Annotated in this window: 20 protein-coding genes and 4 tRNA genes; 8 read left to right on the top strand and 16 right to left on the bottom strand. The window is 65.1% G+C overall.

Translation table 11 applies throughout. From position 1 onward, the window contains the following. The coding region (locus tag J2X92_RS28725) for a hypothetical protein (protein WP_307581163.1) at positions 1-191 on the bottom strand (191 nt) is incomplete at its 3' end. 155 nt (positions 192-346) lie between these two features. Between J2X92_RS28725 and J2X92_RS28730 the strand changes: the two genes are divergently transcribed. Next, positions 347-979 (top strand): YqhA family protein, encoded by a 633-nt coding sequence (locus J2X92_RS28730; RefSeq protein ID WP_307581164.1) that lies wholly within the window; start codon positions 347-349, stop codon positions 977-979. Between the two features lie 13 nt (positions 980-992). Here the strand turns inward: J2X92_RS28730 and J2X92_RS28735 are convergent, their stop codons facing one another. Beyond that, positions 993-1910, bottom strand: coding sequence for a LysR family transcriptional regulator (locus J2X92_RS28735; protein ID WP_307581167.1), 918 nt, complete (start codon positions 1908-1910; stop codon positions 993-995). A 101-nt stretch (positions 1911-2011) separates the two neighbouring features. Between J2X92_RS28735 and J2X92_RS28740 the strand changes: the two genes are divergently transcribed. Further along, on the top strand, positions 2012-2629 hold the full coding sequence (locus tag J2X92_RS28740) for an NAD(P)-dependent oxidoreductase (protein WP_307581169.1): 618 nt from the start codon (positions 2012-2014) through the stop codon (positions 2627-2629). Positions 2630-2691: 62 nt separating this feature from the next. Here J2X92_RS28740 and fumC read toward each other — a convergent pair whose 3' ends face one another. Further along, positions 2692-4089, bottom strand: coding sequence for a class II fumarate hydratase (gene fumC / locus J2X92_RS28745; RefSeq protein WP_093056465.1), 1398 nt, complete (start codon positions 4087-4089; stop codon positions 2692-2694). A gap of 509 nt (positions 4090-4598) precedes the next feature. Here fumC and proV point away from each other — a divergent pair. From proV to J2X92_RS28775, 6 genes are all read left to right on the top strand, one after another. Further along, entirely contained in the window at positions 4599-5852 is a 1254-nt protein-coding gene (gene proV, locus J2X92_RS28750; protein WP_307581171.1) for a glycine betaine/L-proline ABC transporter ATP-binding protein ProV, read from the top strand. 21 nt (positions 5853-5873) lie between these two features. Beyond that, positions 5874-7049, top strand: a complete 1176-nt coding sequence (gene proW / locus J2X92_RS28755) for a glycine betaine/L-proline ABC transporter permease ProW (RefSeq protein ID WP_307581173.1) — start codon at positions 5874-5876, stop codon at positions 7047-7049. A 23-nt stretch (positions 7050-7072) separates the two neighbouring features. Continuing rightward, complete coding sequence (proX, locus tag J2X92_RS28760) at positions 7073-8083, top strand: glycine betaine/L-proline ABC transporter substrate-binding protein ProX (protein WP_307581174.1); 1011 nt, start codon at positions 7073-7075, stop codon at positions 8081-8083. Between the two features lie 66 nt (positions 8084-8149). Next, entirely contained in the window at positions 8150-9703 is a 1554-nt protein-coding gene (locus tag J2X92_RS28765) for a fumarate hydratase (protein ID WP_307581176.1), read from the top strand. After that, on the top strand, positions 9700-10512 hold the full coding sequence (murI, locus tag J2X92_RS28770) for a glutamate racemase (RefSeq protein ID WP_307581178.1): 813 nt from the start codon (positions 9700-9702) through the stop codon (positions 10510-10512). Before J2X92_RS28765 ends, murI begins: the two co-directional genes overlap by 4 nt. Positions 10513-10523: 11 nt before the next feature. After that, positions 10524-11303 carry a hypothetical protein gene (locus J2X92_RS28775; RefSeq protein ID WP_307581180.1) on the top strand — a complete coding sequence of 260 codons (780 nt, stop codon included), beginning with the start codon at positions 10524-10526 and terminating at the stop codon, positions 11301-11303. A gap of 21 nt (positions 11304-11324) precedes the next feature. Here the strand turns inward: J2X92_RS28775 and J2X92_RS28780 are convergent, their stop codons facing one another. From J2X92_RS28780 to J2X92_RS28840, 13 genes are all read right to left on the bottom strand, one after another. After that, positions 11325-12626 carry an MFS transporter gene (locus J2X92_RS28780; RefSeq protein WP_307581182.1) on the bottom strand — a complete coding sequence of 434 codons (1302 nt, stop codon included), beginning with the start codon at positions 12624-12626 and terminating at the stop codon, positions 11325-11327. A 40-nt stretch (positions 12627-12666) separates the two neighbouring features. Beyond that, positions 12667-13299 carry a DUF6806 family protein gene (locus J2X92_RS28785; protein WP_307581184.1) on the bottom strand — a complete coding sequence of 211 codons (633 nt, stop codon included), beginning with the start codon at positions 13297-13299 and terminating at the stop codon, positions 12667-12669. 22 nt (positions 13300-13321) lie between these two features. Continuing rightward, a tRNA-Leu gene (locus tag J2X92_RS28790) sits at positions 13322-13413 on the bottom strand. A 103-nt stretch (positions 13414-13516) separates the two neighbouring features. Next, positions 13517-13590, bottom strand: a tRNA-Cys gene (locus tag J2X92_RS28795). 66 nt (positions 13591-13656) lie between these two features. Next, a tRNA-Gly gene (locus J2X92_RS28800) sits at positions 13657-13732 on the bottom strand. A 54-nt stretch (positions 13733-13786) separates the two neighbouring features. Next, positions 13787-16225: an endopeptidase La gene (lon, locus tag J2X92_RS28805; RefSeq protein ID WP_307581186.1), complete on the bottom strand. Its 2439-nt coding sequence runs from the start codon at positions 16223-16225 to the stop codon at positions 13787-13789. Between the two features lie 119 nt (positions 16226-16344). Beyond that, positions 16345-17610: an ATP-dependent Clp protease ATP-binding subunit ClpX gene (clpX, locus tag J2X92_RS28810; protein WP_307581188.1), complete on the bottom strand. Its 1266-nt coding sequence runs from the start codon at positions 17608-17610 to the stop codon at positions 16345-16347. Between the two features lie 124 nt (positions 17611-17734). Further along, entirely contained in the window at positions 17735-18343 is a 609-nt protein-coding gene (gene clpP, locus J2X92_RS28815) for an ATP-dependent Clp endopeptidase proteolytic subunit ClpP (protein ID WP_055806230.1), read from the bottom strand. A gap of 115 nt (positions 18344-18458) precedes the next feature. Then, positions 18459-19775 carry a trigger factor gene (gene tig / locus J2X92_RS28820; protein WP_307581191.1) on the bottom strand — a complete coding sequence of 439 codons (1317 nt, stop codon included), beginning with the start codon at positions 19773-19775 and terminating at the stop codon, positions 18459-18461. Between the two features lie 26 nt (positions 19776-19801). After that, positions 19802-19888, bottom strand: a tRNA-Leu gene (locus tag J2X92_RS28825). Positions 19889-19988: 100 nt separating this feature from the next. Further along, on the bottom strand, positions 19989-23144 hold the full coding sequence (locus J2X92_RS28830; RefSeq protein WP_307581192.1) for an efflux RND transporter permease subunit: 3156 nt from the start codon (positions 23142-23144) through the stop codon (positions 19989-19991). After that, a complete protein-coding gene (locus tag J2X92_RS28835; RefSeq protein WP_055806223.1) occupies positions 23141-24334 on the bottom strand; it encodes an efflux RND transporter periplasmic adaptor subunit in 1194 nt (397 codons plus the stop codon). Before J2X92_RS28835 ends, J2X92_RS28830 begins: the two co-directional genes overlap by 4 nt. A 100-nt stretch (positions 24335-24434) precedes the next feature. Then, the gene (locus J2X92_RS28840) at positions 24435-26357 is read right to left on the bottom strand and encodes a potassium transporter Kup (RefSeq protein ID WP_307581194.1); all 1923 of its coding nucleotides are present in this window, start codon (positions 26355-26357) and stop codon (positions 24435-24437) included. Positions 26358-26367 lie beyond the last annotated feature (10 nt).

A 26367-nucleotide genomic window follows, 5' to 3' on the forward strand; every position in this document is an offset into this window, starting at 1 on the left:
TTGGTCCACGCGAGGTTGTCCTTGGCCAGGCGGGACCAGAAGCCCTCGAAGTCCTGCTCGGCCTCCTGGCACAGGGCCTCGTAGGCGGGCATGCCCGAGATGCGGGCGCCCTGGGTGGCGCGGGCGTCGGGCGGGAACACGCGGTTCTCGACGAGGACGGATTCGATGTTCTTGGATGCGCTGCTGCTCATTTCTTGTCTCCTGGGTAGGTGCGGCCGTAATGTCGGCGGGCCCACTTACGGGTCACTGACGGGTCCGTCCAGGTCCGATGTTAGTTCGCAGGGTTATCACGAGTCGGTCACGGGGGCACCTCTAGAATCGCCGGTCGTTCCCAACCTCCCGTCCAATGTCCGCTCCCGATCCTTTCGACCGCCCCCACACGCCCGCCGCCGCCTCGCCGCTGCGGCCACTTCCCAAGCTGATCTTCGCGAGCCGCTGGCTGCAGCTGCCGCTGTACCTGGGCCTGATCGTGGCGCAGGCGGTGTACGTGGTGCACTTTCTGGTCGAGCTGCTACATTTGGTCGAGGCGGCCTTCGGCAGCAAGGATGCGTTGCAGGCCCTGATCACCAGCATCGGCTACAAGACCACCGCGCCGGTAGGCACGCTCAATGAAACGGTGATCATGCTGGTGGTGCTGGCGCTGATCGACGTGGTGATGATCTCCAACCTGCTCATCATGGTGATCGTGGGCGGCTACGAAACCTTCGTGAGCCGCATGGACCTCGAAGGCCATCGCGACCAGCCCGAATGGCTGAGCCATGTGAACGCGTCGGTGCTCAAGGTGAAGCTGGCCACGGCCATCATCGGCATCAGCTCGATCCATCTGCTGAAGACCTTCATCAACGCGGACAACTACACCGACCGCGTGCTGATTGCGCAGACCGTGATCCACATCGCGTTCCTGTTCTCGGCCATGGCCATTGCCTACACCGACAAGCTCATGACGTCGAACGCGCCACAAGGCGGCGGCCCGCACTGAGCCCTGCCCATTTCTAGCCTGCGTGCGGCAGATCCCACGCAGGCACGTCGGTGAATCGCTCGGCCAGAAAGTCGAGCATCGTGCGCAGCGCGGCCGGCATGTGCTTGCGCGAGGCATACACCGCATACATGCCCACCACCTGCGGTTCGCAATCAGGGAAGAGCGGCACCAGTTCGCCGGCCTTCACGAGGCCGGCCGTCAGGTAGGTAGGCAGCATCGCAATGCCCGCTCCGGCACGCGCCAGCTGCATCAGGCTCGCGGCATCGTTGGTCGACAGGTTGCCGCCCACGGCTACGGAGGCCGGCTCCCCGTTGTCCTTGCGCGTGAAATTCCAGAGGCTGCGCCCGAAGTACGAGTGCGTGAGGCAGTTCCGCTGGGCCAGCTCCTCCACGCGCGAAGGCTTGCCATGTTCCTTCAGGTAGCCGGGTGACGCGCAAACCACCGAACGGCAGTCTGTGAGCCGCCGCGCGATCAGGTTGGGATCGATCTCCACTGCCACTCGAATGGCGAGATCGATGCGCTCGTCCACCAGGTTCACCGCGCGGTCCAGCAGCACCAGGTCGACCGCCACCCCGGGATACAGCCGCACGTAATCGGCCACCGCGCCAGCCAGCTGCGCCTGCGCGAAAGAGGTGCTGGCCGTGATGCGCAACTGGCCTTGAGGCGCTTCCGCGGGATGCCGCACGGCGGCCTGCATGTCGCCCGCGAGTTCGAGCACCTGGCGGCAGCGCGGCAGCAGTTCCTCGCCTGCCGCGGTGAGGCTCAGTCGGCGTGTCGTGCGATGCAGCAGGCGCGCGCCGGTCCATTGCTCGAGTTCGGCCACGTAGCGCGTGACCACCGGCCGGGAAAGATCGAGCTTGTCGGCCGCGGCCGTAAGGCTGCCCGAGTCGACCACCGTGACGAACACCCGCATTGCATTCAATCGATCCATTCGAACGATTTTAGGAATAAACAAACGCGAAATTCGAGGTATTTCTTTCGAAAGCAGAAACCTAAGATGCGCTTCATCGCATCAACATTTCAGGAGCATTCATGAGCCACATCGCCATCATCGGCGCCACCGGACGCGCCGGCGGCCGCCTTCTCGAAGAGGCCCTGCGCCGCGGCCACACCGTGACCGCCATTGCGCGCAAGGCCAGCGAAAAGCTGTCGGGCCGCGCAGACGTGAAGGCCATCGATCTCGACGTACTCGACGCCGCCGCACTCGAAAAGGCTCTGGCCGGCCATGACGCGGTCTTCAGCGCCGCGCACTTCTCCAGCGTGCCGCCCGCCGCCATCATCGAGCCGACCAAGCGTGCTGGCGTGAAGCGCCTGCTGGTGGTCGGCGGCGCCGGCAGCCTGTTCGCGGCGCCGGGCCTGAAGGTGGTCGACACGCCGAACTTCCCCGAGGCGTACAAGGCCGAAGCCTCCGCAGGCGCCGCTTTCCTCGAGGTACTTCGCAATGAAAAGGAACTCGACTGGACCTTTCTCTCGCCTTCCGCCGAATTCGTCGAAGGCGAGCGCACGGGCAAGTTCCGCCTGGGCAAGGACGATCTGCTGGTGAGTGCCGAAGGCCGCAGCTGGATCAGCTTCGAGGACTTCGCGATCGCGTTCATCGACGAACTTGAGAAGCAGGCACATTCGCGCCAGCGCTACACGGTCGGCTACTGATCGGCCGGCAAACAAATAAAAAAAGGACCCGCGCGGGTCCTTTTTTATTGGGCGATTCAGACTTATCGGCCCGTCATGTTTTCAGGAACGACCCACTGGTCGAACTGTTCGGCCGTAAGGTGGCCTGAAGCAATGGCAGCCTCACGTAGGCTCGTCCCCTCCTTGTGCGCCTTCTTCGCGATGTAGGCCGACTTGTCGTACCCGATGTGCGTGTTGAGCGCCGTCACCAGCATCAACGAGCGCTGGACCAGCTCCGTGATGCGCTCGCGGTTCGGCTCGATGCCCACGGCGCAGTGGTCGTTGAAGCTCACCATGCCATCGGCCAGCAGGCGCACGCTCTGCAGGAAGTTGTGCGCCACCATCGGGCGGAACACGTTCAGTTCGAAATTGCCCGAGGCGCCGCCGATGTTGATGGCCACGTCGTTGCCGAACACCTGCGCGGCCAGCATCGTGACGGCCTCGCTCTGGGTCGGATTGACCTTGCCCGGCATGATCGACGAGCCGGGTTCGTTCTCGGGAATGCTCAGTTCGCCGATGCCGCTTCGCGGGCCGCTCGCGAGCCAGCGCACGTCGTTGGCGATCTTGTTCATGCTGGCGGCGAGCGTCTTGAGCGCGCCGTGGGCGTGCACCAGCGCATCGACGCTGGCCATGGCTTCGAACTTGTTGGGCGCAGTGACGAACGGCAGACCCGTGAGCTTGGCCAGTTCGGCGGCCACCTGCTCGGCATAGCCCTTGGGCGCATTGAGCCCGGTGCCGACGGCCGTGCCGCCCAGCGCCAGCTCGCTCAGGTGCGGCAGCGCGGCGCGCACATGCGCTTCGCCGTGCGCCAGCTGCGCCACATAGCCCGAGAACTCCTGGCCCAGCGTGAGCGGCGTCGCGTCCTGCAGGTGCGTGCGGCCGATCTTCACGATGTCGGCGAAGTCCTTCGACTTTTGTTCCAGCGTGCCGCGCAGCTTGGCGATGGCGGGCAGCAGCTTGTGCGTGATCGCCTCGACAGCCGCCACATGCATGGCGGTCGGGAACACGTCGTTGCTCGACTGGCTGCGGTTGACGTCGTCGTTCGGGTGCACCAGGCGCCCTTCCCCGCGCTCGCCACCGAGGATTTCGCTCGCGCGGTTGGCCAAGACCTCATTGACGTTCATGTTGGTCTGCGTGCCTGAGCCGGTCTGCCAGACCACCAGCGGGAACTCGCCCGGGTGCTTGCCGGCGATGACTTCATCGGCCGCGGCCACGATGGCCTTGGTTTTTTTCTCGTCCTGCAGGCCCAGCGCATGGTTGACCACGGCCGATGCCCGCTTGACCTGGGCCAGCGCCTTGATGATTTCACGCGGCTGCTGCTCGCCGGAGATGTCGAAGTTCTGCAGCGAGCGCTGCGTTTGCGCGCCCCACAGCTTGTCGGCCGGCACGTCGATCGGACCGAAGGTATCGCGCTCGGCACGGGTCTTGGGGGAAGTCGTCATGAGAAAAAGCTCCGCAGTCTTGGATGGTCGCGCCGCCTGGTCGGGCACGGGCCCGAGTATCGGCCAACAAGAATAGCTCGCATCTGACGGGGCCATTGGGCTGCCGCCGACACCACGTTACGCCTGTTGGCTTGACTCGCATCATGTCAAAAAGTTATAATCATTGGCTTCAGACGACCAACAAGTCATGTAAGTCATGTTGATCGGCCCTGCACTACTCGCGGATCTCCGAATCCCGTCGCGGTGCAAGGTTCTCCCCGCCGGGCCCTGCCCGGCAAACCGGCCGGATCTTTCCGGCCCCACTGCCACGCCACCTTTCGGCGGGCACTGGTTTCGTCGCCACGTCGTCTTCAGTGCCTGTCGGCAGCCTCCAAGGCTCGCCGGGCCATTGCACGCGTTCTCCCGCGCTCTCTGTTCGGACGGCCCATCGGCTGATGGCGTGACCGTTGCCGCCCCGTACTTTTGGGGGGCGGTGCTGTGTCCAACCTTTCAACAAGGAGCCCCGGCATATGGCCAAAGGAATTCTCATCGACCATGTTTTCAAGGTGTTCGGCGATTCGCCCGAACAGGCCCTCGAACTCGTGCGGCAAGGTTTTTCGAAGAAGGAAATCTTCGCTCAGACGGGCCAGTCGATCGGCGTGTTCGATGCCACCTTCGAAATCCAGGCCGGCGAGATCTTCGTGATCATGGGTCTCTCGGGGTCGGGCAAATCGACGCTGGTGCGCCTGTTGAACCGGCTGATCGAGCCGACCGCGGGCCGCATCGTGATCGATGGCGCCGACATCAACGAGCATTCCGACGCCAAGCTGCGCGCACTGCGCCGCAAGGACATCAGCATGGTGTTCCAGTCCTTTGCGCTGATGCCGCACATGACGGTGCGCGAGAACACCGCGTTCGGCCTCGAGCTGTCGGGCACGAGCAAGAGAGAGCGCCTCGCGCAGGCCGACCTGGCGCTCGCGCAGGTGGGGCTGGCGGGCTGGGGCGACAGCTACCCTGATGAACTTTCGGGTGGCATGCAGCAGCGCGTAGGCCTAGCGCGCGCGCTGGCCTCCGACCCGTCGATCCTGCTGATGGACGAGGCCTTCTCGGCCCTCGATCCGATCATCCGCACCGAGATGCAGTCCGAACTGCTGCGGCTGCAGCAGGAACAACGCCGCACCATCGTCTTTATCTCGCACGACCTCGACGAAGCCATGCGCATCGGCGACCGCATCGCGATCATGAAGGACGGCCAGGTGATCCAGGTCGGCACGCCCGACGAGATTTTGCGCAGCCCCGCCGACGACTACGTGCGCAGCTTCGTGCGCGGCGTGGACGCGGCGGCCGTGTTCAAGGCGGCGGACATTGCGCGCAAATCGCTCACGGTGGTCTGCGAGCATCCCGAGCGCGGTGCGCGCGCGGCGCTCAAAGTGCTGGAAGACCAGGACCGCGACTACGCCTACGTGACGAGCCCGAACAAGCGCTACCTGGGCACCGTGTCCGCCGACACGCTGCGCGCGACGCTCGACGGGCATTCGGGCCCGCTGGGCCTGCGCCATGCGTTCCTGAACGACCTGGGCGTGATCGAGGCCGATGCGCCCGTGGCCGGCCTGATCGGCCAAGTGGGCCAGGCGCCGTGCGCGATGCCGGTGGTGGCCGGCGACGGCCGCTTCTGCGGTGCGATCAGCAAGACGACGCTGCTCAAGTTCCTCGACCGCGACACGCCGCCGATCGACCCCGCGCATCAGCCCCAGCAAGCCGCAGCCGTCGTGGCCGTTGCCTGACCGACTTCGAAGGAACCATTGATGAACGACACCGCACTGCCCTCCGAATTCACGCCCCTGAACGACGCGGCCTCCGCCGTGGCCCCGCAGGCGCCAACGCCGGTCGACCCGTGGGCCGCTCTGTCCGCAGCGCCCGACGCCTCCGCCACCAGCGCCTGGCTTGACGCCCCCGTCGACGCTGTCCACCAGTTGGCAGGATCGGCCGACACCGCCACGAACAGCGGCTTCCAGCTGCACCGCCTCTGGGACGGCTCCCTCCCCGTCGAATCCTGGATCAACCAGGGCCTGGGCTGGGTGGTCGAGCATTTCCGGCCCTTCTTCCAGACCGTGCGCCTGCCCATCGACAGCACGCTGAACTGGGTGCAAGGTCTGCTGACCGGCCTGCCCACGCTCGCGATGATCGCGTTGATCGGCCTCTTCGCCTGGCAGTTCGCCGGTCGCGCGCTCGCCATCGGCACGACGGTGGCGCTGCTGCTCGTGGCCATGCTGGGCATCTGGCCCGAGGCGATGGTGACGCTGTCTCTGGTGCTGACCTCGCTGGTCTTCTGCATGATCATCGGCCTGCCGCTGGGCGTGCTTCTGGCCAGCAGCGACCGCGCCCAGCGGATCATGCGGCCCGTGCTCGACGCAATGCAGACCACGCCCGCCTTCGTGTACCTCGTGCCGGTGGTGATGCTCTTCGGCATCGGCAACGTGCCGGGCGTGATCGTGACGATCATCTTCGCGCTGGCCCCGCTGGTGCGCCTGACCAACCTGGGCCTGCGCCAGGTACGCCCCGACCTGATCGAGGCTGCGCGCGCCTACGGCGCCTCGCCCTGGCAGATGCTCGTGAAGGTGCAGTTGCCGCTGGCCATGCCGTCGATCATGGCGGGCATTAACCAGGCGCTGATGCTGTCTCTGTCGATGGTGGTGATCGCCTCGATGATCGCGGTCGGTGGGCTGGGCCAGATGGTGCTGCGCGGCATCGGCCGGCTCGACATGGGCCTCGCGACCGTGGGCGGCCTGGGCATCGTGCTGCTGGCGATTTCGCTCGACCGGCTCACGCAGGCGATGGGCAAGTCGCGCCGCAGCGCGGGGCGCCGCTGGTGGCACACCGGGCCGGCCGGTCTTGCGCTGCGTCTGCTGCAACGCCTCGTTGGTACGCCGTCGCGCAACGCGAACGAGCCCGTTCCTGCCCTGTCCACGCAAGCGCAATGAGCCACTACGAAGGAATCCAACGCATGAAGAAAACCAGTCTTCTCATCGCCCGCCGCCTTCTGGCCCTCGGCTTCGTCGCCTTCGGCTTGGCCGCCCAGGCCGCCAACGACCTGCCCGGCAAGGGCGTCACCGTGCAACCTCTCAAGAGCTCGCTCGCCGAAGAGGCGTTCCAGACGCTGCTCGTGATGCGCGCGCTAGAAAAGCTCGGCTACACCGTCGAGCCCATGAAGGATCTGGAGCCCGCCACCGAGCACCTGGCGATTGCCAATGGTGATGCCACCTTCATGACCAACCACTGGAGCCTGCTGCACGCCGACTTCTACAAGAACAGTGGCGGCGACGCCAAGCTCTCGCGCAAGGGCGTGTACTCGGACGGCGCCGTGCAGGGCTACCTGATCGACCGCAAGACGGCCGAGCAATACAACATCACCAACGTCGCGCAGCTGAAGGACCCGGCAATCGCCAAGTTGTTCGACACCGATGGCGACGGCAAGGCGGACCTCACCGGCTGCACGCCCGGCTGGGGCTGCGAGCTCGCCATCGAGAAGCACCTGACGGCCTACCAGTTGCGCGACACCGTGACCCACAAGCAAGGCAGCTACGCCGCGCTGATGGCCGACACCATCGCCCGCTTCAAGCAGGACAAGCCGATCCTCTACTACACGTGGACGCCCTACTGGGTCAGCGCCGTGCTGCGGCCGGGTGCGGACGTAGTCTGGCTGCAGGTGCCCTTTTCGTCCTCGCAGGGCGGCGAGAACGTCGACACGCAGTTGCCGAACGGCAAGAACTACGGCTTCCAGGCCAACCAGGAGCAGATCGTCGCCAACAAGGCCTTCGTCGAGAAAAACCCGGCCGCGGGCAAGCTGTTCGAGGTGATGAAGCTGCCCATCGGCGACATCAACGCCCAGAACCTGCGCATGAGCCAGGGCGCCAACACGCAGCAGGACGTGGAGCGCCACACGGACGGCTGGATCCGGGTGCATCAGCCGCTGTTCGACGGCTGGATCGCCGAAGCCCGGGCTGCTGCGAGGTAGCACTGCGGGTCTCTGGCGGCGGCTGAGATAATCGAGGGGCGTTTCCCACTCCAAAAAGCCCCCACCATGACGACCACCATCCAGCAGGCCGACCTGATCGAATCGGTCAGCGCCGCCCTGCAGTACATCAGCTACTACCACCCCGCCGACTACATCGCCCACCTGGCCAAGGCCTACGAGCGCGAGCAGAGCCCCGCGGCCAAGGACGCCATTGTGCAGATCCTGACCAACAGCAAGATGAGCGCCGTCGGCCACCGCCCGATCTGCCAGGACACCGGCATCGTCAACGTGTTCCTCAAGGTGGGCATGGACGTGCGCTGGGACGGCTTCACCGGCAGCCTGGACGACGCCATCAACGAAGGCGTGCGCCGTGGCTACAACCACCCCGACAACACGCTGCGCGCCTCGGTCGTGGCCGACCCGCAGTTCGACCGCAAGAACACCAAGGACAACACGCCCGCGGTGATCTTCACCGAGATCGTCCCGGGCAACACCGTTGAAGTGACGGTCGCGGCCAAGGGCGGCGGCAGCGAGAACAAGAGCAAGCTCGTGATGCTGAACCCCGGCGACAGCGTGGTCGACTGGGTTCTGAAGACCGTGCCCACCATGGGCGCCGGCTGGTGCCCGCCGGGCATGCTGGGCATCGGCATCGGTGGCACCGCCGAGAAGGCCGCGCTGATGGCCAAGGAAAGCCTGATGGACGACCTCGACATGCACGAGCTGCAGGCCAAGAAGGCCTCGGGCGCCGAACTCAGCAAGGTCGAGGCGCTGCGCATCGAGCTGTACGAAAAGGTCAATGCATTGGGCATCGGCGCACAGGGCCTGGGCGGCCTGGCCACCGTGCTGGACATCAAGATCAAGATGTATCCGACGCACGCGGCCAGCAAGCCCGTGGCAATGATCCCCAACTGCGCGGCCACCCGCCATGCGCACTTCGTGATGGACGGCAGCGGCGCGGTGTACCTCGATCCGCCGTCGCTCGACCTGTGGCCCGACGTGAACTGGGCACCGGACGAAAAGAAGAGCAAGCGCGTCGACCTGAACAAGCTCACGCCTGCCGAAGTGGCAAGCTGGAAGCCGGGCGACACGATCCTGCTGAACGGCAAGATGCTCACCGGCCGCGACGCCGCGCACAAGCGCATCCAGGGCATGCTAGCCAAGGGCGAGAAGCTGCCGGTGGACTTCACCAACCGCGTCATCTACTACGTCGGCCCGGTCGACCCGGTGGGCGACGAGGCCGTGGGCCCGGCCGGCCCGACCACCGCCACGCGCATGGACGGTTTCACCGAGATGATGCTGGCCGAAACCGGCCTGATCGCGATGATCGGCAAGGCCGAGCGCGGCCCGGTCGCGATCGAGGCCATCAAGAAGCACAAGAGCGCCTACCTCATGGCCGTGGGCGGCGCCGCCTACCTGGTGAGCAAGGCCATCAAGACCGCCAAGGTGGTGGGCTTCGAAGACCTGGGCATGGAAGCCATCTATGAATTCGACGTGGTCGACATGCCGGTGACGGTGGCGGTCGATGCGGGCGGCACCAGCGCGCACATCACCGGCCCGGCCGAGTGGCAGAAGCGCATTGCCAGCGGCGAGTTCAAGACCATCATGATGGAAGAAGCTTGAGCTTGATAGGGGTCTTCGACAGCGGCGTGGGAGGGCTCAGCGTGCTTGCCGCGCTGCGCGCCGAACTGCCGCACGAACACTTCGTCTACTTCGCCGACACCGCTTTCGCACCCTATGGCGAGCGCGGCGACGACTACGTGATCGAGCGCTCGCGCAAGGTGGCCGAGCAGCTCATTCAAGAGCATGCCATCAAAGCGCTGGTGGTGGCCTGCAACACGGCCACGACCGCGGCGATCCACCTGCTGCGCGCCGAGCATCCGGCCTTGCCCATCGTGGGCCTGGAGCCTGCGCTCAAGCCCGCGGTGGCGACGAGCCGCACCGGCCACATCTCGGTGATGGCCACGCGCGGAACACTCGCCAGCGCCAAGTACGCGGCGCTGCGCGACTCTTTCGCGGGATCCGCGAATGTTCGCGCCGTGCCATGCGATGGTCTCGTGAAAGCTATCGAGGGCTTCGACACCGCGGGCATCGAAGCGCTCTGTGCCCGTTACATGGCCGAGGCCGGCCCCTTTGGACACGCGACGGGCGAAGTCGACACCGTGGTGCTCGGCTGCACGCACTACCCTCTCGTGAAAAGCGAACTGCAGCGCCATGCGCCACCCGCGCTGCGCTTCATCGACACCGGCGCGCCGGTCGCGCAGCAGACCCGGCGCGTGCTGGCCTCTCTCGGCCGCCTGGCAGACGGCGGTGAAGGCGGCCTGCAGCTGCAGGGCAGCGGGGACTTGGCCGTGCTCGAAGCCGCAGCCGCGCACTGGTTGCAGCGGCCGCGGCAGAGCGATGCAAGCGTGCCCGCGCCAACCTCCGCCTGAATGCGATTCGAATGCGCTGCTCTTTGCGCCTTGCCTTGCTCTTGCTGTGCCTTTCGGCCGCCGGCCTGAGCCACGCCGCCTGCGAGAGCGGGCTGGCCGAGCGCATGCATGCCAAGCTGCATCCGAACCGCCCGTTCGATGAACGGCTGGCCGCCTGCAAGCCATGGCCCGCCTTTCCGGGACGCAGCATCGTGGTGCTGCCCGTGCCGCGCGAAACCAGCAGCTCGGGCGCCAAGGTCTTCGACCTTGAACTGCTGCTGATCCAGCGGCCCGACAACGGCAACACCGAGCGCGACGTGGTGATCGGCCGCATCTTCCAACCCGAGGCCCTCGACGAAGACCGCGCGACCGCGATCCAGGACATCCGGATCGACACCTCGCGCTACGTGCTGTCTTCCGATACACGCGCCTTCGGGCTGCGCGTGCGCTACAGGGGCACGGCGCCAGGCAGTTCGGTCGCAAGCGAAACCATCCGCCTCTACGTGCAACACGGCAGCAAGCTGCGCCAGGTGCTGCCTGAGGTCGAACTGGACCATGACAGTGGCGGATGGGACAGCGGCTGCACTGGCCGCCTCGAGAAATTGCGCACCATGCTTTCGGTCGGCAAGTCGGCGAGCAATGGCTACGCCGATCTGCAACTTGCGCGCACGCTGGTCCAGAGCCACGCCCAGCTTCAGGAAGACCAGGGCTGCGCGGAGAAGTCCCTGCCCGCGCGATTCAACACGGTCACGCTGCGCTACGACGGCGAGCGCTACCGGGTGCCCAAGTCGCTGCAGCAGCAGATGCCCTGAGCGGCAGGTCGTACCGGCTGCCTACCGGCTGCGCAAAGCGGCTTCGCGGCCGCGGGCCATGTCGATGGGCAGCAACAGCAGCAGCCCCGCCACGAACAGTGCCGCGGTCGAGAGAATGGCGATGCGCTGGTTGCCGCCCGCCGCCCAGGTGATCGCGCCGAACATCAGCGGACCGATGATGCTCGCCAGGCGAGTGGCGAAGGTCCAGAGCCCAAAGAATTCAGCCAGTTGCCGCGGAGGCGCGAGGTAGCCGGTCATCGCGCGGCCGGCCGACTGGCTGGAGCCCATGGCGAGCCCTGCGATGGCGGCGGCCCACCAGAAGGCGCCCTTGGTGGTGGCCATGGCCGCAATTACGCAGACCGCGATCCAGGCCACCAGCGTGCCAGCCAGCGCGATCTTGTGGCCGATGCGGTCTTGTACGTAGCCAAAGGCAAAGGCGCCGACCGCGGCCGCAATGTTGAGCACGAAGATCAGCACCATCGTCTCGCTTGCCACGAAGCCGATCACCTGCTCCGCATAGATGGCCGCCAGCGTGATGGCCACCGCCACGCCGCCCTGGTAGCACACGGTGCAGACCAGCAGCCACATGAAGTCGCGGTAGGCGCGCGCCTCACCGAACGTGGCGCGCAACTGCCGCCAGGCGCTCGTCGTGTTGTCAGCCGTCCGGGGCCGCGCGCGCTCGGGCAGCAACGCAAAAGTGGCGCAGGCCGCCGTGCCGTAGATGGCAGCCGTGATCAGCATCGTGACCGGCACGAAGTGCGACGCCGGCAGCCCCTTGGCTTGCGAGGACAGCACGTAGGCCAGGCACAAGCCGAGCGCGAGCATGCCGCCGACGTAGCCGAAGGCCCAGCCCCATCCGCTGACCTTTCCCATGCCTTCGGCCGTGGCAAGCTCGGGCAAAAAGGCACCGGTCAGCGATTCGCCGTACGAATAGAAAGTGTTGGAGACGATCACCAAGCCCATGGCCACCGCGACGCCTGCGGCGCCCGAAAAGCTTGGCGTGAGCGCAAGCGCGGCGGTGCCAAGCACGCAGCCCGCTGTCGCAACGGCCAGCACGCGTTTCTTGGCCGCGTGACGGTCGGCCCAGGCCCCGATGGCGGGCATGGAGAGCATCACGATGGCATAGGAGACGCTGAGTGCCGCGGTCCATGCAAAGGCAGCCCAGGGCGCGCCCTTGGCGATACCGCCCACGAAGTAAGCGGCGAACACGGCCGTGATGACGACCGTGGTGTAGCCCGAATTGGCAAAGTCGTACATTGCCCAGGCGAACACCTCGCGCTTGCGCACGCCGGCGTTCAGGGCGGAAGACGGGAACAGCGCCATGCGGCGGTGAGTCGCGGCGCCTGAAGTCGGTTGAACGGTGTCAGTGCAGGTGGCGCGGACGGCGGCCGCCGCCATGCCCACCGCCGCTGCCACTGCCGCCTGTGCCGCGCGGGCGCTTGCCGATCTCGAGCGAATTCACGAGCGCATCGAAGCGGTCGCTGAAGAGGCGATCGATTTCGGAGACGACACCGCCGAGCTCGGCGCCATCGAAGTGGCGCTCCATCAGGTTGACGACGTCTTCCACCAGCAGGTCGCGCTGCACCTGCATGATCGCGGCCGGATTCGGGCCGACGAACAGCATCAGGAAATCGTCGCGCGATTCTTCATCGGGGTCGCCCTCTTCCTCGTCGAAGTCGGTGTCGTAGAAGGTGACCTCGATGGCCGCGCCGCGCTCGGACAGCTCGTTCAGCGCCATGCACATTTCATCAAGCGCCTGGCGGAAGTCTTCGTCTCCGGGCACCGTCCAGCACATCTGGAGCATGTGGTCCTTCTGCTCAAAACGGATGCCGGGCTCTTCTTCGTAGGTGCTCGTGGCGCCGTCGGCCAGCGACTTGGCGCCCGAATAGACCCACAGCGGCTTGAGTGCTTCCTGGATCTGGTCGAAGGTGACGTCAGACCGCAGCGGCACGTCGCCGTGCACATGGATTTCAAATGGAGCGTTGTAACGAGGCATGGAGTGCTCCCTTGTCTAAGTATGGTGCCCGGAACGGGGGTCGAACCCGTATGCCCCGATTAAGGAAGCGGCGGATTTTAAGTCCGATGTGTCTACCAATTTCACCATCCGGGCCTCGGGTTGAACATCGACGATAACCCAAACGAAACGAGCCCCGGCAACGCAGGTTGGCGGGGCTGTTTTTTGATGGAGGGTGGATCGAATTGATCAGGAGAGGTGGAGGCGCGACCCGGAGTCGAACCGGGCTAGACGGATTTGCAATCCGTTGCATAACCGCTTTGCTATCGCGCCACGCTGCTGAAAAACGAAATCGAACTCGCGAAAAAAAGGGAAGCAATGCTTCCCTTTTTCAAAAACTGGAGCGGGAAAAGAGTCTCGAACTCTCGACCTCAACCTTGGCAAGGTTGCGCTCTACCAACTGAGCTATTCCCGCGTTTCGAGCCTCGAATTATAGAACACTTTTTCGGGGATCGGCAAGTTCTGCCGATCAATGTTTGACGGAGCCCTCGGAGGCCCGTGCTTCGCGCTGCTTGGCAAGCTCGGCCACGGCAGCAGCAGAGGCGGCAACCTCTTCGTCCGACAACGGTTCGGGCATCTTCTCGAGCGCGATCTCCAGTACCTTGTCGATCCACTTCACGGGCACGATCTCCAGGCCGTTCTTCACGTTCTCGGGAATGTCCTGCAGGTCCTTCGCGTTCTCCTCGGGAATCAGCACGGTCTTGATGCCGCCGCGCAGAGCCGCCAGCAGCTTTTCCTTCAAGCCACCAATGGCCGTGACCTCGCCTCGCAGCGTGATCTCGCCGGTCATGGCAACGTCGGCACGCACGGGGATGCCGGTGAGCGCCGACACGAAGGCCGTCGTCATTGCGGCACCCGCGCTCGGGCCGTCCTTGGGCGTTGCACCGTCGGGCACGTGGATGTGGATGTCGCGCTTCTCGAACACCTCGTCCTTGATGCCCAGGCGGCGCGAGCGGCTGCGCACCACGGTGCGCGCGGCCTCGACCGATTCCTTCATCACATCGCCGAGCGAACCCGTGCGGCTGATCACGCCCTTGCCGGGCATCGTGACGGCCTCGATGGTGAGCAGGTCGCCGCCCACCTCGGTCCACGCCAGACCGACCACCTGGCCAACCTGGTTCTGCTTCTCGGCCAGGCCGAAGCTGTACTTGCGCACGCCCAGGAAGTCGTTGAGATTGCTGCCGTCAACCGTGACCTTCGGTGTCATTTTCTTGAGCAGCAAACCCTTCACCACCTTGCGGCAGATCTTGGAGAGCTCGCGCTCCAGCGAACGCACGCCGGCTTCACGCGTGTAGTAACGCACGATGTCGCGCACCGCTTCTTCGGTGACCAGCAACTCGTCTTCCTTGACGCCGTTGTTCTTCAGCTGCTTCGGCAATAGGTACTTGAGCGCAATGTGCGTCTTCTCGTCCTCGGTATAGCCCGAGAGGCGAATGACTTCCATCCGGTCGAGCAGCGCCGGCGGAATGTTCATCGAGTTCGAGGTGGCGACGAACATCACGTCCGACAGGTCGAAGTCGACCTCGACGTAGTGGTCGCCGAAGGTGTGGTTCTGCTCCGGGTCGAGCACCTCGAGCAGCGCGCTCGACGGGTCGCCGCGGAAGTCGGTTCCGAGCTTGTCGATCTCGTCGAGCAGGAACAGCGGATTGCGCGTGCCGATCTTGCTCAGCCCCTGCAGCACCTTGCCCGGCAGCGCGCCGATGTAGGTGCGGCGATGGCCGCGGATCTCGGCTTCGTCGCGCATGCCGCCAAGCGCCATGCGGGTGTACTTGCGGCCGGTCGCCTTGGCGATCGACTGCCCGAGAGAGGTCTTGCCCACGCCGGGCGGCCCCACCAGGCACAGGATGGGTGCCTTCACCTTGTCGACCCGTTGCTGCACCGCAAGATATTCGAGGATGCGGTCCTTGACCTTCTCAAGGCCGTAGTGGTCGGCATTGAGCACCGCCTCGGCATTGGCCAGATCGTGCTTGATCTTGGTCTTCTTGCTCCAGGGCAGGGCCACCAGCACGTCGATGTAGTTGCGCACCACGGTGGCTTCGGCCGACATGGGCGACATCAGCTTGAGTTTCTTGAGCTCGCCCTCGGCCTTCTTGAGCGCTTCCTTGGGCATCTTGGCGAGCTTGATCTTCTTCTCGATCTCCTCGATGTCCGCGCCCTCTTCGCCTTCGCCGAGCTCCTTCTGGATCGCCTTGACCTGCTCGTTGAGATAGAAGTCGCGCTGGTTCTTTTCCATCTGGCGCTTCACGCGGCCACGGATCTTCTTGTCGACGTTGAGGATGTCGACTTCGCGTTCGAGCTGGCCAAACAGGTTCTCAAGACGCGACTTGACGTCGGCCAGGTCGAGCACGGCCTGCTTGTTGTCGAGCTTGAGCGGCAGGTGGGCGGCAATGGTGTCGGCCAGGCGGCCCGGATCGTCGATGCTCGAGATCGAGGTGAGGATCTCGGGCGGAATCTTCTTGTTGAGCTTGACGTACTGGTCGAACTGCTGCATCACGGCACGGCGCAGCGCCTCGACCTCGGTGCCCTTCTCGCCGCCTTCGGGCGCCTCGACGGGCGTCACGTTGGCCGTGAAATGGGTTTCACCGTCGTCGATGCGGTTCACGCGGGCACGCTGCTGGCCTTCGACCAGCACCTTCACGGTGCCGTCGGGCAGCTTGAGCATCTGCAGGATGGTGGAGACGCAGCCGACCTCGAACATGTCCTCGACCGAGGGCTCGTCTTTGGCAGCGGCTTTTTGCGCCACCAGCATGATGCGGCGCTCGGCCTCCATGGCCAGTTCGAGTGCCTTGATGCTCTTGGGGCGCCCCACGAAAAGCGGAATCACCATGTGGGGGAACACGACGACATCGCGCAGCGGCAGCAGCGGCAGGTCGATCGCGTCGGCAGGCAGGGGGGTATGACCGGACATGAATATCCTTTGATTGATCAGGCAAAGATGGATGGGCCTGCGGGCATTTCAAGCCCGTGCACCCGTTCTTTGTCGAAGGCGCCGGCGGCCTCGGTAGAAAGCGCCGGCGCCGCGTTCACTCAGGCCTTCTTGGCCGCCTCGCGGTACACGAGCAGCGGCGGCTTGTTTTCATCGATTGTGGATTCTTCGACCACAACCTTGTCGACGTTGGTGGCATTCGGCAGCTCGAACATCGTGTCGATCAGCGATTGCTCGAGGATGGAGCGCAATCCGCGTGCGCCAGTCTTGCGCGCAAGCGCCTTGCGCGCAATGGCCTTGAGCGCCGCGGGACGGATCTCCAGGTCGACGCCTTCCATCTGCAGCAGCTTGGTGAACTGCTTGACAACGGCGTTCTTGGGCTCGGTCAGGATCTGCACCAGCGCGTCTTCGCTGAGTTCGGCCAGCGAAGCCACCACGGGCATGCGGCCCACGAGTTCCGGAATGAGGCCGAACTTGATCAAGTCTTCGGGCTCGACTTCGCGGAACACCTCGGTGATGCTGCGCTGCGCCTTGCTCTTGACCGAGGCGCCGAAGCCGATGCCCGAGGCCTCGGTGCGGTTTTCGATGACCTTCTCGAGGCCCGCAAAGGCCCCGCCGCAGATGAACAGGATGTTGGTCGTGTCGATCTGCAAAAAGTCCTGGTTCGGGTGCTTGCGCCCGCCCTGGGGCGGCACGCTGGCCATGGTGCCTTCGATGAGCTTCAGCAGCGCCTGCTGCACGCCCTCGCCCGACACGTCGCGGGTGATGGAGGGGTTGTCCGACTTGCGCGAGATCTTGTCGATTTCGTCGATGTAGACGATGCCGCGCTGGGCCCGCTCGACCTCGTAGTTGCAGCTTTGCAGCAGCTTCTGAATGATGTTCTCGACGTCCTCGCCCACGTAGCCAGCTTCGGTCAGCGTGGTGGCATCGGCCATGACGAAGGGGACGTCGAGCATGCGCGCGAGTGTTTGCGCGAGCAGCGTCTTGCCCGAGCCCGTGGGCCCGATCAGCAAGATGTTGCTCTTGCTGAGCTCGACGTCGTCGCCCTTGGCCTTTTCCTTGTGGCGCAGGCGCTTGTAGTGGTTGTAGACCGCCACCGACAGCATGCGCTTGGCCGGCTCCTGGCCGATCACGTAGTTGTCGAGGTTGGTCTTGATCTCCAGCGGCGTGGGCAGGTCGCTGCGCGCCTCGCGCGCCTCATCACCGGCCGGGAGCTCGTCGCGGATGATTTCGTTGCAAAGGTCGATGCACTCGTCGCAGATGAAGACCGAAGGGCCCGCGATCAGCTTCTTGACCTCATGCTGGCTCTTGCCGCAGAACGAGCAATAAAGCGTTTTTTCGCTGGAGGAGCCTTTTTTTTCGGCCATGGACAGGTGCCTCGTAAAGGGGTAGGGACAATGATAACGAAACAAAAACGGCGTTTCCCTTGTGGAAAACGCCGCTTTTGCCTTTTTGGCGCCACCGGCGCCGTGGTGGCGCAGGTTTTACCGATCAGCCGCGCTTGGCAATGACCTGGTCGACCAGGCCGTAGTCCTTGGCTTCGTCGGCGGTCAGGAAATAGTCGCGTTCGGTGTCCGACTTGACTTTTTCGAGCGGCTGGCCGGTGCGTTCGGCCAGGATGCGGTTCATCTGGTCCTTGGTGCGCAGGATGTCGCGGGCATGGATCTCGATGTCCGTGGCCTGGCCGCGGGCGCCGCCGAGTACCTGGTGGATCATGATCTTCGAATTGGGCAGCGAGAAGCGCTTGCCCTTTTCACCGGCCGCAAGCAGGAAGGCGCCCATGCTGGCCGCAAAACCGATGCACATCGTCGACACGTCGGGCTTGATGAACTGCATGGTGTCGTAAATGGCCATGCCGGCGCTCACGCTGCCGCCCGGGGAGTTGATGTAGAACGAAATGTCCTTGTCCGGGTTCTCGCTCTCCAGGAACAGCAGCTGCGCCACCACGAGGTTGGCGGTCTGATCGTTGACCTCGCCCACCAGGAAAATGATGCGTTCCTTGAGAAGACGCGAGTAGATGTCGTAGGACCGCTCGCCGCGGCCCGACTGCTCGATAACCATCGGGATCATGCCGAGGCCTGTGATTTCCTGTGCGCTCATTGATTTGCTCTCCGGAAGGGGTTCGTTCGCTGTTCGAATTTAACTGTACGCCTGAGTGAAATGGGGCTCGTGCCGCAAAGCACAAGCCCCATTGGCGTCGCGGGCGGCGTGGCGCTCAGCCCTGCTGTTGCGCCATCAGTTCGTCGAACGTGACCGACTTTTCCTTGACCTTGGCCTTCGCGAGCACGAATTCGGTCACGTTGTTCTCGATCACCACGGCTTCGACTTCGGCCAGGCGGTTGTTGTCGCTGAAATACCAGCGCACCACGTCCGCCGGCTTTTCGTAGCTGGCGGCCAGCTCGTCGATGTGGGCCTTGATCTGCTCGGGCTTGGCCTGCAGGTTGTTGGCGCGCACCAGTTCGGCCACCACCAGGCCCAGGCGCACGCGGCGCTCGGCTTGCGGACGGAACACTTCGTCGGGAATCGGGGCCTTGTCGGCGTCCTTGATGCCGCGCTGCTTGAGCTCGGCGCGGGCGCCTTCGACCATGCGGTTCACTTCAGACTGCACGCTGGCGTTCGGCAGGTCGAGCTCGGCGTTGGCCACCAGGGCGTCCATCACGGCGTTCTTGTTGCGGGCCAGCAGGCGGAACTTCACTTCGCGCTCGAGGTTCTTCTTGATGTCGGCGCGCAGGCCTTCGACCGTGGCTTCGGGAATGCCAAGCGACTTGGCGAGCTGTTCGTTGACTTCGGGCAGGTGCGAAGCCTCGATCTTCTTCACGGTGACCATGAAGTCGGCTTGCTTGCCGGCCACGTCCTTGCCGTGGTAGTCGGCCGGGAACGACAGCGGGAAGGTGCGGCTGTCGCCGGCCTTCATGCCGCGCACGGCGTCTTCGAATTCCTTCAGCATCTGGCCTTCGCCGACGATGAACTGGAAGTCTTCGGCCTTGCCGCCCTGGAACGGCTCGCCGTCGATCTTGCCTTCGAAATCGACAGTTACGCGGTCGTCGTCTTGCACGACGGCGTCTTGCGCGCGCTGGGCGAAGGTGCGGCGCTGGCGGCGCAGGATGTCGAGCGTCTTGTCGATCGCGTCGTCGCCCACTTCGGCCGAGAGCTTCTCGACTTCGGCGCCCGACAGGTCGTTGATCTTGACTTCGGGGAACACTTCGAAGACGGCGTCGAAGGCGAGCTGGCCTTCGGGCGACTCTTCCTTCTCGGTGATGCGGGGCTGGCCGGCCACGCGCAGCTTGGCTTCGTTGGCAGCTTGCGAGAAGGCTTCACCGACCTTGTCGTTCATGACTTCGTAGTGCACCGAATAGCCATAGCGCTGGGCCACGACGTTCATCGGCACCTTGCCCGGACGGAAGCCGTCCATCTTGACGGTGCGCGCGAGCTTCTTGAGGCGCGAATCGACTTCGGACTGGATGGTGCCGACCGGCAGGGTCAGCGTGATCTTGCGTTCGAGCTTCTCGAGAGTTTCAACGGTCACGGTCATGGTGTCTTCCTTGTGAGGGGTGTGGCTGGTGCGCGGGGCCGGACTCGAACCGGCACGTTCTTGCGAACGTCAGGACCTAAACCTGGTGCGTCTACCAATTTCGCCACCCGCGCTATGCCAATTTTTTCAGGTGAATGCAAAGGCGGACGGCCCTGGTGCCACGGAAAACCGAAGCCCAAAGACCGTCCGCCTGAAATCGGTCAACCGCGTATTTTAAGCGCTAATCGGAAGCTCTTTTGGCTCCCGCTTGACGCGGAACGCCGCGGCATACATTGCCGGCAGCGCCAGCAGGGTCAATACGGTCGCCACGATCAGGCCGCCCATGATGGCCACGGCCATCGGCCCCCAGAACACGCTGCGCGACAGCGGGATCATCGCCAGCACGGCCGCCGCGGCGGTGAGCACGATCGGCCGCAGGCGCCGCACGGCCGATTCGACGATGGCGTCCCAGGCCGGCACGCCCGCCTCGCGGTCACTTTCGATCTGGTCGATCAGGATCACCGCATTTCGCTGGATCATGCCCATCAGCGCAATCACGCCCAGGAGCGCAACGAAGCCGAACGGCCGGTTCAGCAGCAGCAGCGCAGCCGCCACGCCGGCAATCCCCATCGGACCGGTGATGAACACCAGCAGCGCGCGGCTGAAGCTGTGCAGCTGGAGCATCAGCAGCGTGAACACCGCGAACAGCATGATCGGCACGCCCGCCACGATGGAGGCCGAGCCCTTGCTGCTTTCCTCGACGGCGCCGGCCACCTCGATGCGGTAGCCGCCCTCGCCGGCCGCGTGCCAGCCGGCTTCCAGCTGGCGCAGCCTCGGAAGCAGCTGCTCGGTCACCGTGGCGCCCTGCAGGCCCTCGACCACGTCGCCCTGCACCGTGATGGCGTAGTCGCGGTTCTCGCGCCACATCACGCCCGGTTCCCAGCTGAACACTGGCCGCGCAATCTGCGTCAGCGGGATCGAGCGGCCCGAAGTGGTGGGCAGGTAGGCGTTGCCGATGTCCGAGATGGCCTCGCGCTCGTCCGCCGACTGCCGCAGCACGATGTCGATCAGCAAGTCGTTCTCGCGGTACTGGCCCACCGTGGTGCCGGAGAACATCGTCTTGGACGCCTGGGCGATCGCCTGGCTGGTGACGCCGAGCGCGCGCGCCTTGGCCTGGTCGACCTCGAGGCGGATCACCTTGACCGATTCATTCCAGTTGTCGTTCACGCCGCGCATGTTGGCGTTCTCGCGCAGCACGGCCTTGACCTCGTCGGCATGCGCGCGCAGCTGGGCGGGCTCGGTGCCGATGACGCGGAATTGCACCGGGTATGGCACCGGCGGCCCGTTGGGCAGCAATTTCACGCGGCCGCGCACTTCAGGGAATTCCTGTGCCAGCAGGGCCGGCAGCTTGATGCGCAAGCTCTCGCGCACCTTCAGGTCCTTGGCCAAGACGATGAGTTGCGACACGTTGGTCTGCGGAAACACCTGGTCCAGCGGCAGGTAGAAGCGCGGCACGCCGGAGCCGATCCAGGTGCTTACCGTCTTCACACCCTCTTCCTTCATGATGCGCTGCTCGACCCGCTTGGCGACCTCTTCGTTCGCGGGGAACGAAGTGCCCTCCGGGAACCAGATATCCACCATGATCTCGGGCCGGCTCGAATCCGGGAAGAACTGCTGCTGCACCTTGCCCATGCCGACGATACCCAGTGCAAAGATGAGCACCGTGGCGCCGATGGTCAGCCAGCGATGGTGCACGCACCAGTTCACCGTGCGTCGGAAGGTGTTGTAGAACGGCGTGTCGAACAGCTCATGCGGCGGCGCGTCGGGATCGTGCGGCTTCACCTTGAGCAGCAGCGTGCCCAGGTACGGAACGAAGTACACGGAAACGATCCACGACAGCACCAGCGCAATCACCGTTACCGCGAAGATCGCGAAGGTGTATTCGCCCGTCACCGACTTGGCAATCCCGATCGGCAGGAAGCCAGCGGCGGTGATGAGCGTGCCGGTGAGCATGGGCTTGGCCGTCACGTCGTAGGCAAAGGTGGCGGCGCGGACCTTGTCATAGCCCTCCTCCATCTTCCGCACCATCATCTCGACCGCGATGATCGCGTCGTCCACCAAAAGGCCGAGCGCGATGATCAGCGAGCCCAGCGATATCTTGTGCAGCCCGATGCCGAAGTAGTTCATGGCCAGGAAGGTCACGGCCAGCACCAGAGGAATGGTGATGGCCACCACCAGGCCCGGCCGCATGTCGATGTACCAGCCGAAGCGCCCGCCCTTGTGCAGGCCGAGCGAGATGATGCTCACGGCCAGCACGATGGCCACCGCCTCGATCAGCACGCCGACGAATTCATTGACCGAGCTGGCCACCGACACCGGCTGGTCCTGCACCTGCCCCAGCTTGACGCCGGCCGGAAGGCGCTGGTCGATGGTTGCCGTGGTGGCGCGCAGCGCCTTGCCCAGCGCGATGATGTCGCCGCCCTTGGCCATGGAAACGCCAAGCGCAATGACTTCCTTGCCTTGGTGGTGCACCTTGACGGCCGGCGGGTCGACGTAGCCGCGATGAATGTCGGCAATGTCGCCGAGCTTCAGCTGGTTGCCCGAACTGCCGCGGATCGGCATCTCGCGCAGCTGCTCCACGCTGGTGAACTGCCCTGCCACGCGCACCTGCACCACGTCGAGCGGCGACTGGATCGTGCCGGCGCTTTCCACCGCGTTCTGCGAGCCCAGCTGGGCCAGCACCGCATTGAAGTCGAGCCCCAGCTGCGCCACGCGCTTCTGCGAGATCTCGATGTAGACCTTTTCGTCCTGCACGCCGAACTGGTCGACCTTGGCAACGTCCTTCACGCGCAGCAACTGCTGGCGCACTTCGTCGGCCAGGGTCTTGAGCTCGGCGTAGCTGAAGCCGTCGCTCTCCAGCGCGTAGATCACGCCATAGACATCGCCGAAATCGTCATTGAAGAACGGGCCCTGGATGCCCGGCGGCAAGGTGTTGCGGATGTCGCCGATCTTCTTGCGCACCGTGTACCAGACGTTGGCCACGTCGCCTGGCTTGGACGAATCCTTGATCTGGAAAATGATCTGCGACTCGCCGGGTTTCGAATAGCTGCGGATCTTGTCGGCATAGGGCGCCTCCTGCAGCGATCGCTCCAGCTTGTCGGTCACCTGCTCGGCCACCTGCTGCGCCGTGGCGCCGGGCCAGTAGGTGCGCACCACCATGGCACGGAAGGTGAACGGCGGGTCTTCGTCCTGGCCGAGCTGGAAGTAGGCAAAGGCTCCCAGCACCATCAGCACCACCATCAGGTAGCGCGTGAGGGGCGCGTGGTCCAGCGCCCATTTGGAGAGATTGAAGCCGGCGGGCTTGTCGGTGGTCGCAGCGCCCTCGCTCATTTGGCAGCACCTGCTGCGATCTCCTTCTTCGTGGCCGAAACGGCCGCGGCGGATTGCGCGGGCTGCGTCGCATTGGCGGCCGCCGCGGCGGCCTCCTTGCTCTGGTAGATGGTGACCTTTTGTCCCGGCGAGAGCACATGCACGCCCGCTGCCACCACCATCATGCCGGGCGCGAGCCCGCCGCCGATCACGGCCTCATTGCCGTCGGCCGTTGCCACCTGCACGGGCTGCGAGCGCACGGTCATGGTCGCCTTGTCCAGCACCCACACCGAGGTGCCCTTGCCCTCCTGGCGCAGCGCACTGGTCGGGAGCTTCATGACCGCGCCGCCTGCCCGCGCCAATGCCTGCGGGCGGGCATATACGGTGGCGCCGAGCGCCGGCGAAGTGGCCGCGTCGATTGCCACCTTGACTGAATAGGTGCGCGTGACCGCGTCGGCGCTGGCCGCCACTTCGCGCACCTCGCCCTGCAGTTCTGCGCCGCCCGACCAGCCGCGCACCGTGACCGGCGAGCCTGGCTTGATCAGGGCAGCGCGGTCTTCGGGCACCGCAAACACCACGTCGCGCGCGCCGTCCTGCGCAATGCGGACGACCGGCGTGCCGGCCTGCACCACCTGGCCCGGCTCGGCCTCGATGGCGGTAATGATCCCGGCCACGTCGGCCACCAGCGTGGTGTAGCTAGCCTGGTTGCCTTGCGACGAAAGTTGGGCCTGCGCCTGTTCGAGCTGCGCCTGTGCGGCCTTCCAGGTGGATTCGCGGCGTTCGAGCTCGGCGCCGCTGATGAAGTTTTGCTCACGCAGTTCGCGGTAGCGCTTGAGGTCGGCCGCCGCGAGATCGCGGTTCGTCTGCGCCGCGGCAAGTTGGGCGCGCGCCGCTTCGGCTGCCAGCCTGTAGTCCTGCGGGTCGAGCTGGGCCAGCACCTGGCCGGCCTGCACGTGCTGGCCGAGTTCGGCCTGGCGCTTGGTGATCTTGCCGGCCACCCGAAAGCCCAGGCGCGATTCGACGCGTGCCCGGACTTCGGCCGAAAACTCGGGCTGGGCGTCGATGTCGCTGGTGCCCACCGTCACCAGCTTGACCGCACGCACGGGTTCCTCGGCTGGTTTGGACTGCGAGCAGCCGGCCAGGAACAAGGCGGGAAGCAGCAGCCATGCAATGGCGCCGCGGGCAGGAGAAAAGCCGGAAGAGGCGGTCATGAGACACCCTGGAAAGGTCGAACCTTGGTCATTACTGACCCACTGGTTAGTAATTTAGGGTAAACCTCAGGGACTGTCAATCGCGGTCTTCAATGATTCGCTAGGTTCTCTGTCCCATCTCCACCAGGCGGTTGTCGGGAAGCTCGAAATAGTCGGACGCCCTGCCCGCATTGCGCTGGAGCCAGCCGAAGAGCGCGCGGCGCACGGGGTTCAGGCCCGGGAGGTTCTCTTCCCCGACGGAGGCGCGCGAGACGAAGTACGAGGTCTTCATCGAATCGATGGCCAGTCCTTTTTGATAGGCGAATATCCGCATGAACTCGGGCACGTCGGGCCGTTCCATGAAACCGTGGCGCGCCGTGACCACCCAGATTCCGTCGATCACGTGCTCGGCCTCGATGCGGATGCGCGCATCGATGCGTGGCGTGTCGCAGACCAGCACGCGCAGCACGACCACCTGCTCGTGCAGCACCTGGTTGTGCTTGAGGTTGTGAAGCAAGGCGTGGGGCACAGCCGTGGCGTCGGCATTCAGGAACACCGCCGTACCTTTCACGCGGTGCGGCATGTCGAGCGCAAGCGATTCGAAGAATGGCTTGAGCGGCAGGCTTTCGGCCGCGGCGGCCTCCAGCCCCAGCCGGCGGCCCTTGGCCCAAGTCGTAAAAAGCACCATCACGCCCGCCGCCACGGCCAGCGTGAGCCAGCCGCCTTCAGCCACCTTGAGGCTGTTGGCCGCCACGAAAGTCAGGTCGACCACTGCAAAAGCCACCACGCCGAGCACCACCGCCACTCGGTTCCAGCGCCACAGGCCCCAGGCGACGATGCCGGCCAACAGCGTGGTGGTCACCATCGTGATCGACACCGCAATGCCGTAGGCCGCCGACAGCGCTCCGGAACTGCGAAAGCCCAGCACCAGCAGCAGCACGCCGGTCATCAGCAGCCAGTTGACCACCGGCACGTAGATCTGGCCGATGGACGAGCCCGAGGTCTGCACCACGCGCATGCGCGGCAGGTAGCCCATGCGCATGGCGTGGGCCGTGAGCGAAAAGGCGCCCGAAATCACGGCCTGCGAGGCAATCACGGTGGCCATGGCCGCCAGCACCACCATCGGAACCACGCCCCAGGCGGGAAAGAGCCGGAAGAACGGGTTGTCGACCGCTGCGGGGTCCGCCAGCACCAGCGCACCCTGGCCGAAATAGTTCAGCACCAGCCCCGGCAGCGCGATGAAGAGCCACGCAAGACGGATCGCCCGTGTGCCGAAGTGCCCCATGTCGGCGTAGAGCGCTTCGCCCCCGGTAAACGCGAGAAAAACCGCGCCCAGCACCGCCAGCGACTGCAGCCGGTGCTCGACCAGGAAGCCGATGGCCCGGCGCGGATCGAGCGCCCCCAGCACCTGCGGATGCTGCAGCACCTGCCAGCCGCCCGCGAGGGCCAGCACCCCGAACCACAGCAGCATGATCGGTCCGAACACCTTGCCCACCGCGCCGGTGCCCTTGCGCTGCACCGCGAAAAGCCCGAGCAGGATGAGAATGGTGATCGGGATTACCGCGCGCTGCAGCATCGGCGCCTGCACCTCCAGCCCCTCGACCGCCGACAGCACGGAAATGGCTGGCGTGATGAGGCTGTCGCCATAGAACATGGCCGCGCCCACCAGGCCGAGCGCCCCGATGACATTCCACAGCCACGGCCGGGTTCGCGTGCCTCCGGCCGCGTTGCGCGCAAGTGCCTGCAGCGCAAGAATGCCGCCCTCGCCGTCGTGGTCGGCGCGCAATACGAACACCACGTATTTGAGCGTGACCACGAACATCAGGCCCCAGAAGATGAGCGAAAGCAGGCCCAGCACCGAATCGGGCGTGAACGCCACGCCGTGCTCGGGGTTCAGCGTTTCCTTGAAGGCGTAGAGCGGCGAAGTGCCGATGTCGCCGAACACCACGCCCAGCGCAGCAATCGTCAGGCCCGGCCCTGTCGCGTGAGACGCCTCGCCGTGCGTCGGACTCTGGGCAGCGGGGACCTGTGCCTGTGAATTCATGAAATCGGGG

This window comes from Variovorax paradoxus, assembly GCF_030811855.1.
GTDB classification, from domain to species: Bacteria; Pseudomonadota; Gammaproteobacteria; order Burkholderiales; family Burkholderiaceae_C; genus Variovorax; species Variovorax paradoxus_L.

What these genes read in the sequence shown, in the direction of transcription:
- J2X92_RS28830 (WP_307581192.1), bottom strand. Translation starts at nt 23,144, where the DNA reads ATGAGCGAGGGCGCTGCGACCACCGACAAGCCCGCCGGCTTCAATCTC.
- proW (WP_307581173.1), top strand. Translation starts at nt 5,874, where the DNA reads ATGAACGACACCGCACTGCCCTCCGAATTCACGCCCCTGAACGACGCG.
- lon (WP_307581186.1), bottom strand. Translation starts at nt 16,225, where the DNA reads ATGTCCGGTCATACCCCCCTGCCTGCCGACGCGATCGACCTGCCGCTG.
- J2X92_RS28735 (WP_307581167.1), bottom strand. Translation starts at nt 1,910, where the DNA reads ATGGATCGATTGAATGCAATGCGGGTGTTCGTCACGGTGGTCGACTCG.
- proV (WP_307581171.1), top strand. Translation starts at nt 4,599, where the DNA reads ATGGCCAAAGGAATTCTCATCGACCATGTTTTCAAGGTGTTCGGCGAT.
- clpX (WP_307581188.1), bottom strand. Translation starts at nt 17,610, where the DNA reads ATGGCCGAAAAAAAAGGCTCCTCCAGCGAAAAAACGCTTTATTGCTCG.
- J2X92_RS28780 (WP_307581182.1), bottom strand. Translation starts at nt 12,626, where the DNA reads ATGGCGCTGTTCCCGTCTTCCGCCCTGAACGCCGGCGTGCGCAAGCGC.
- J2X92_RS28775 (WP_307581180.1), top strand. Translation starts at nt 10,524, where the DNA reads ATGCGCTGCTCTTTGCGCCTTGCCTTGCTCTTGCTGTGCCTTTCGGCC.
- J2X92_RS28835 (WP_055806223.1), bottom strand. Translation starts at nt 24,334, where the DNA reads ATGACCGCCTCTTCCGGCTTTTCTCCTGCCCGCGGCGCCATTGCATGG.
- J2X92_RS28740 (WP_307581169.1), top strand. Translation starts at nt 2,012, where the DNA reads ATGAGCCACATCGCCATCATCGGCGCCACCGGACGCGCCGGCGGCCGC.
- tig (WP_307581191.1), bottom strand. Translation starts at nt 19,775, where the DNA reads ATGACCGTGACCGTTGAAACTCTCGAGAAGCTCGAACGCAAGATCACG.
- J2X92_RS28730 (WP_307581164.1), top strand. Translation starts at nt 347, where the DNA reads ATGTCCGCTCCCGATCCTTTCGACCGCCCCCACACGCCCGCCGCCGCC.
- fumC (WP_093056465.1), bottom strand. Translation starts at nt 4,089, where the DNA reads ATGACGACTTCCCCCAAGACCCGTGCCGAGCGCGATACCTTCGGTCCG.
- proX (WP_307581174.1), top strand. Translation starts at nt 7,073, where the DNA reads ATGAAGAAAACCAGTCTTCTCATCGCCCGCCGCCTTCTGGCCCTCGGC.
- J2X92_RS28840 (WP_307581194.1), bottom strand. Translation starts at nt 26,357, where the DNA reads ATGAATTCACAGGCACAGGTCCCCGCTGCCCAGAGTCCGACGCACGGC.
- clpP (WP_055806230.1), bottom strand. Translation starts at nt 18,343, where the DNA reads ATGAGCGCACAGGAAATCACAGGCCTCGGCATGATCCCGATGGTTATC.
- J2X92_RS28765 (WP_307581176.1), top strand. Translation starts at nt 8,150, where the DNA reads ATGACGACCACCATCCAGCAGGCCGACCTGATCGAATCGGTCAGCGCC.
- J2X92_RS28785 (WP_307581184.1), bottom strand. Translation starts at nt 13,299, where the DNA reads ATGCCTCGTTACAACGCTCCATTTGAAATCCATGTGCACGGCGACGTG.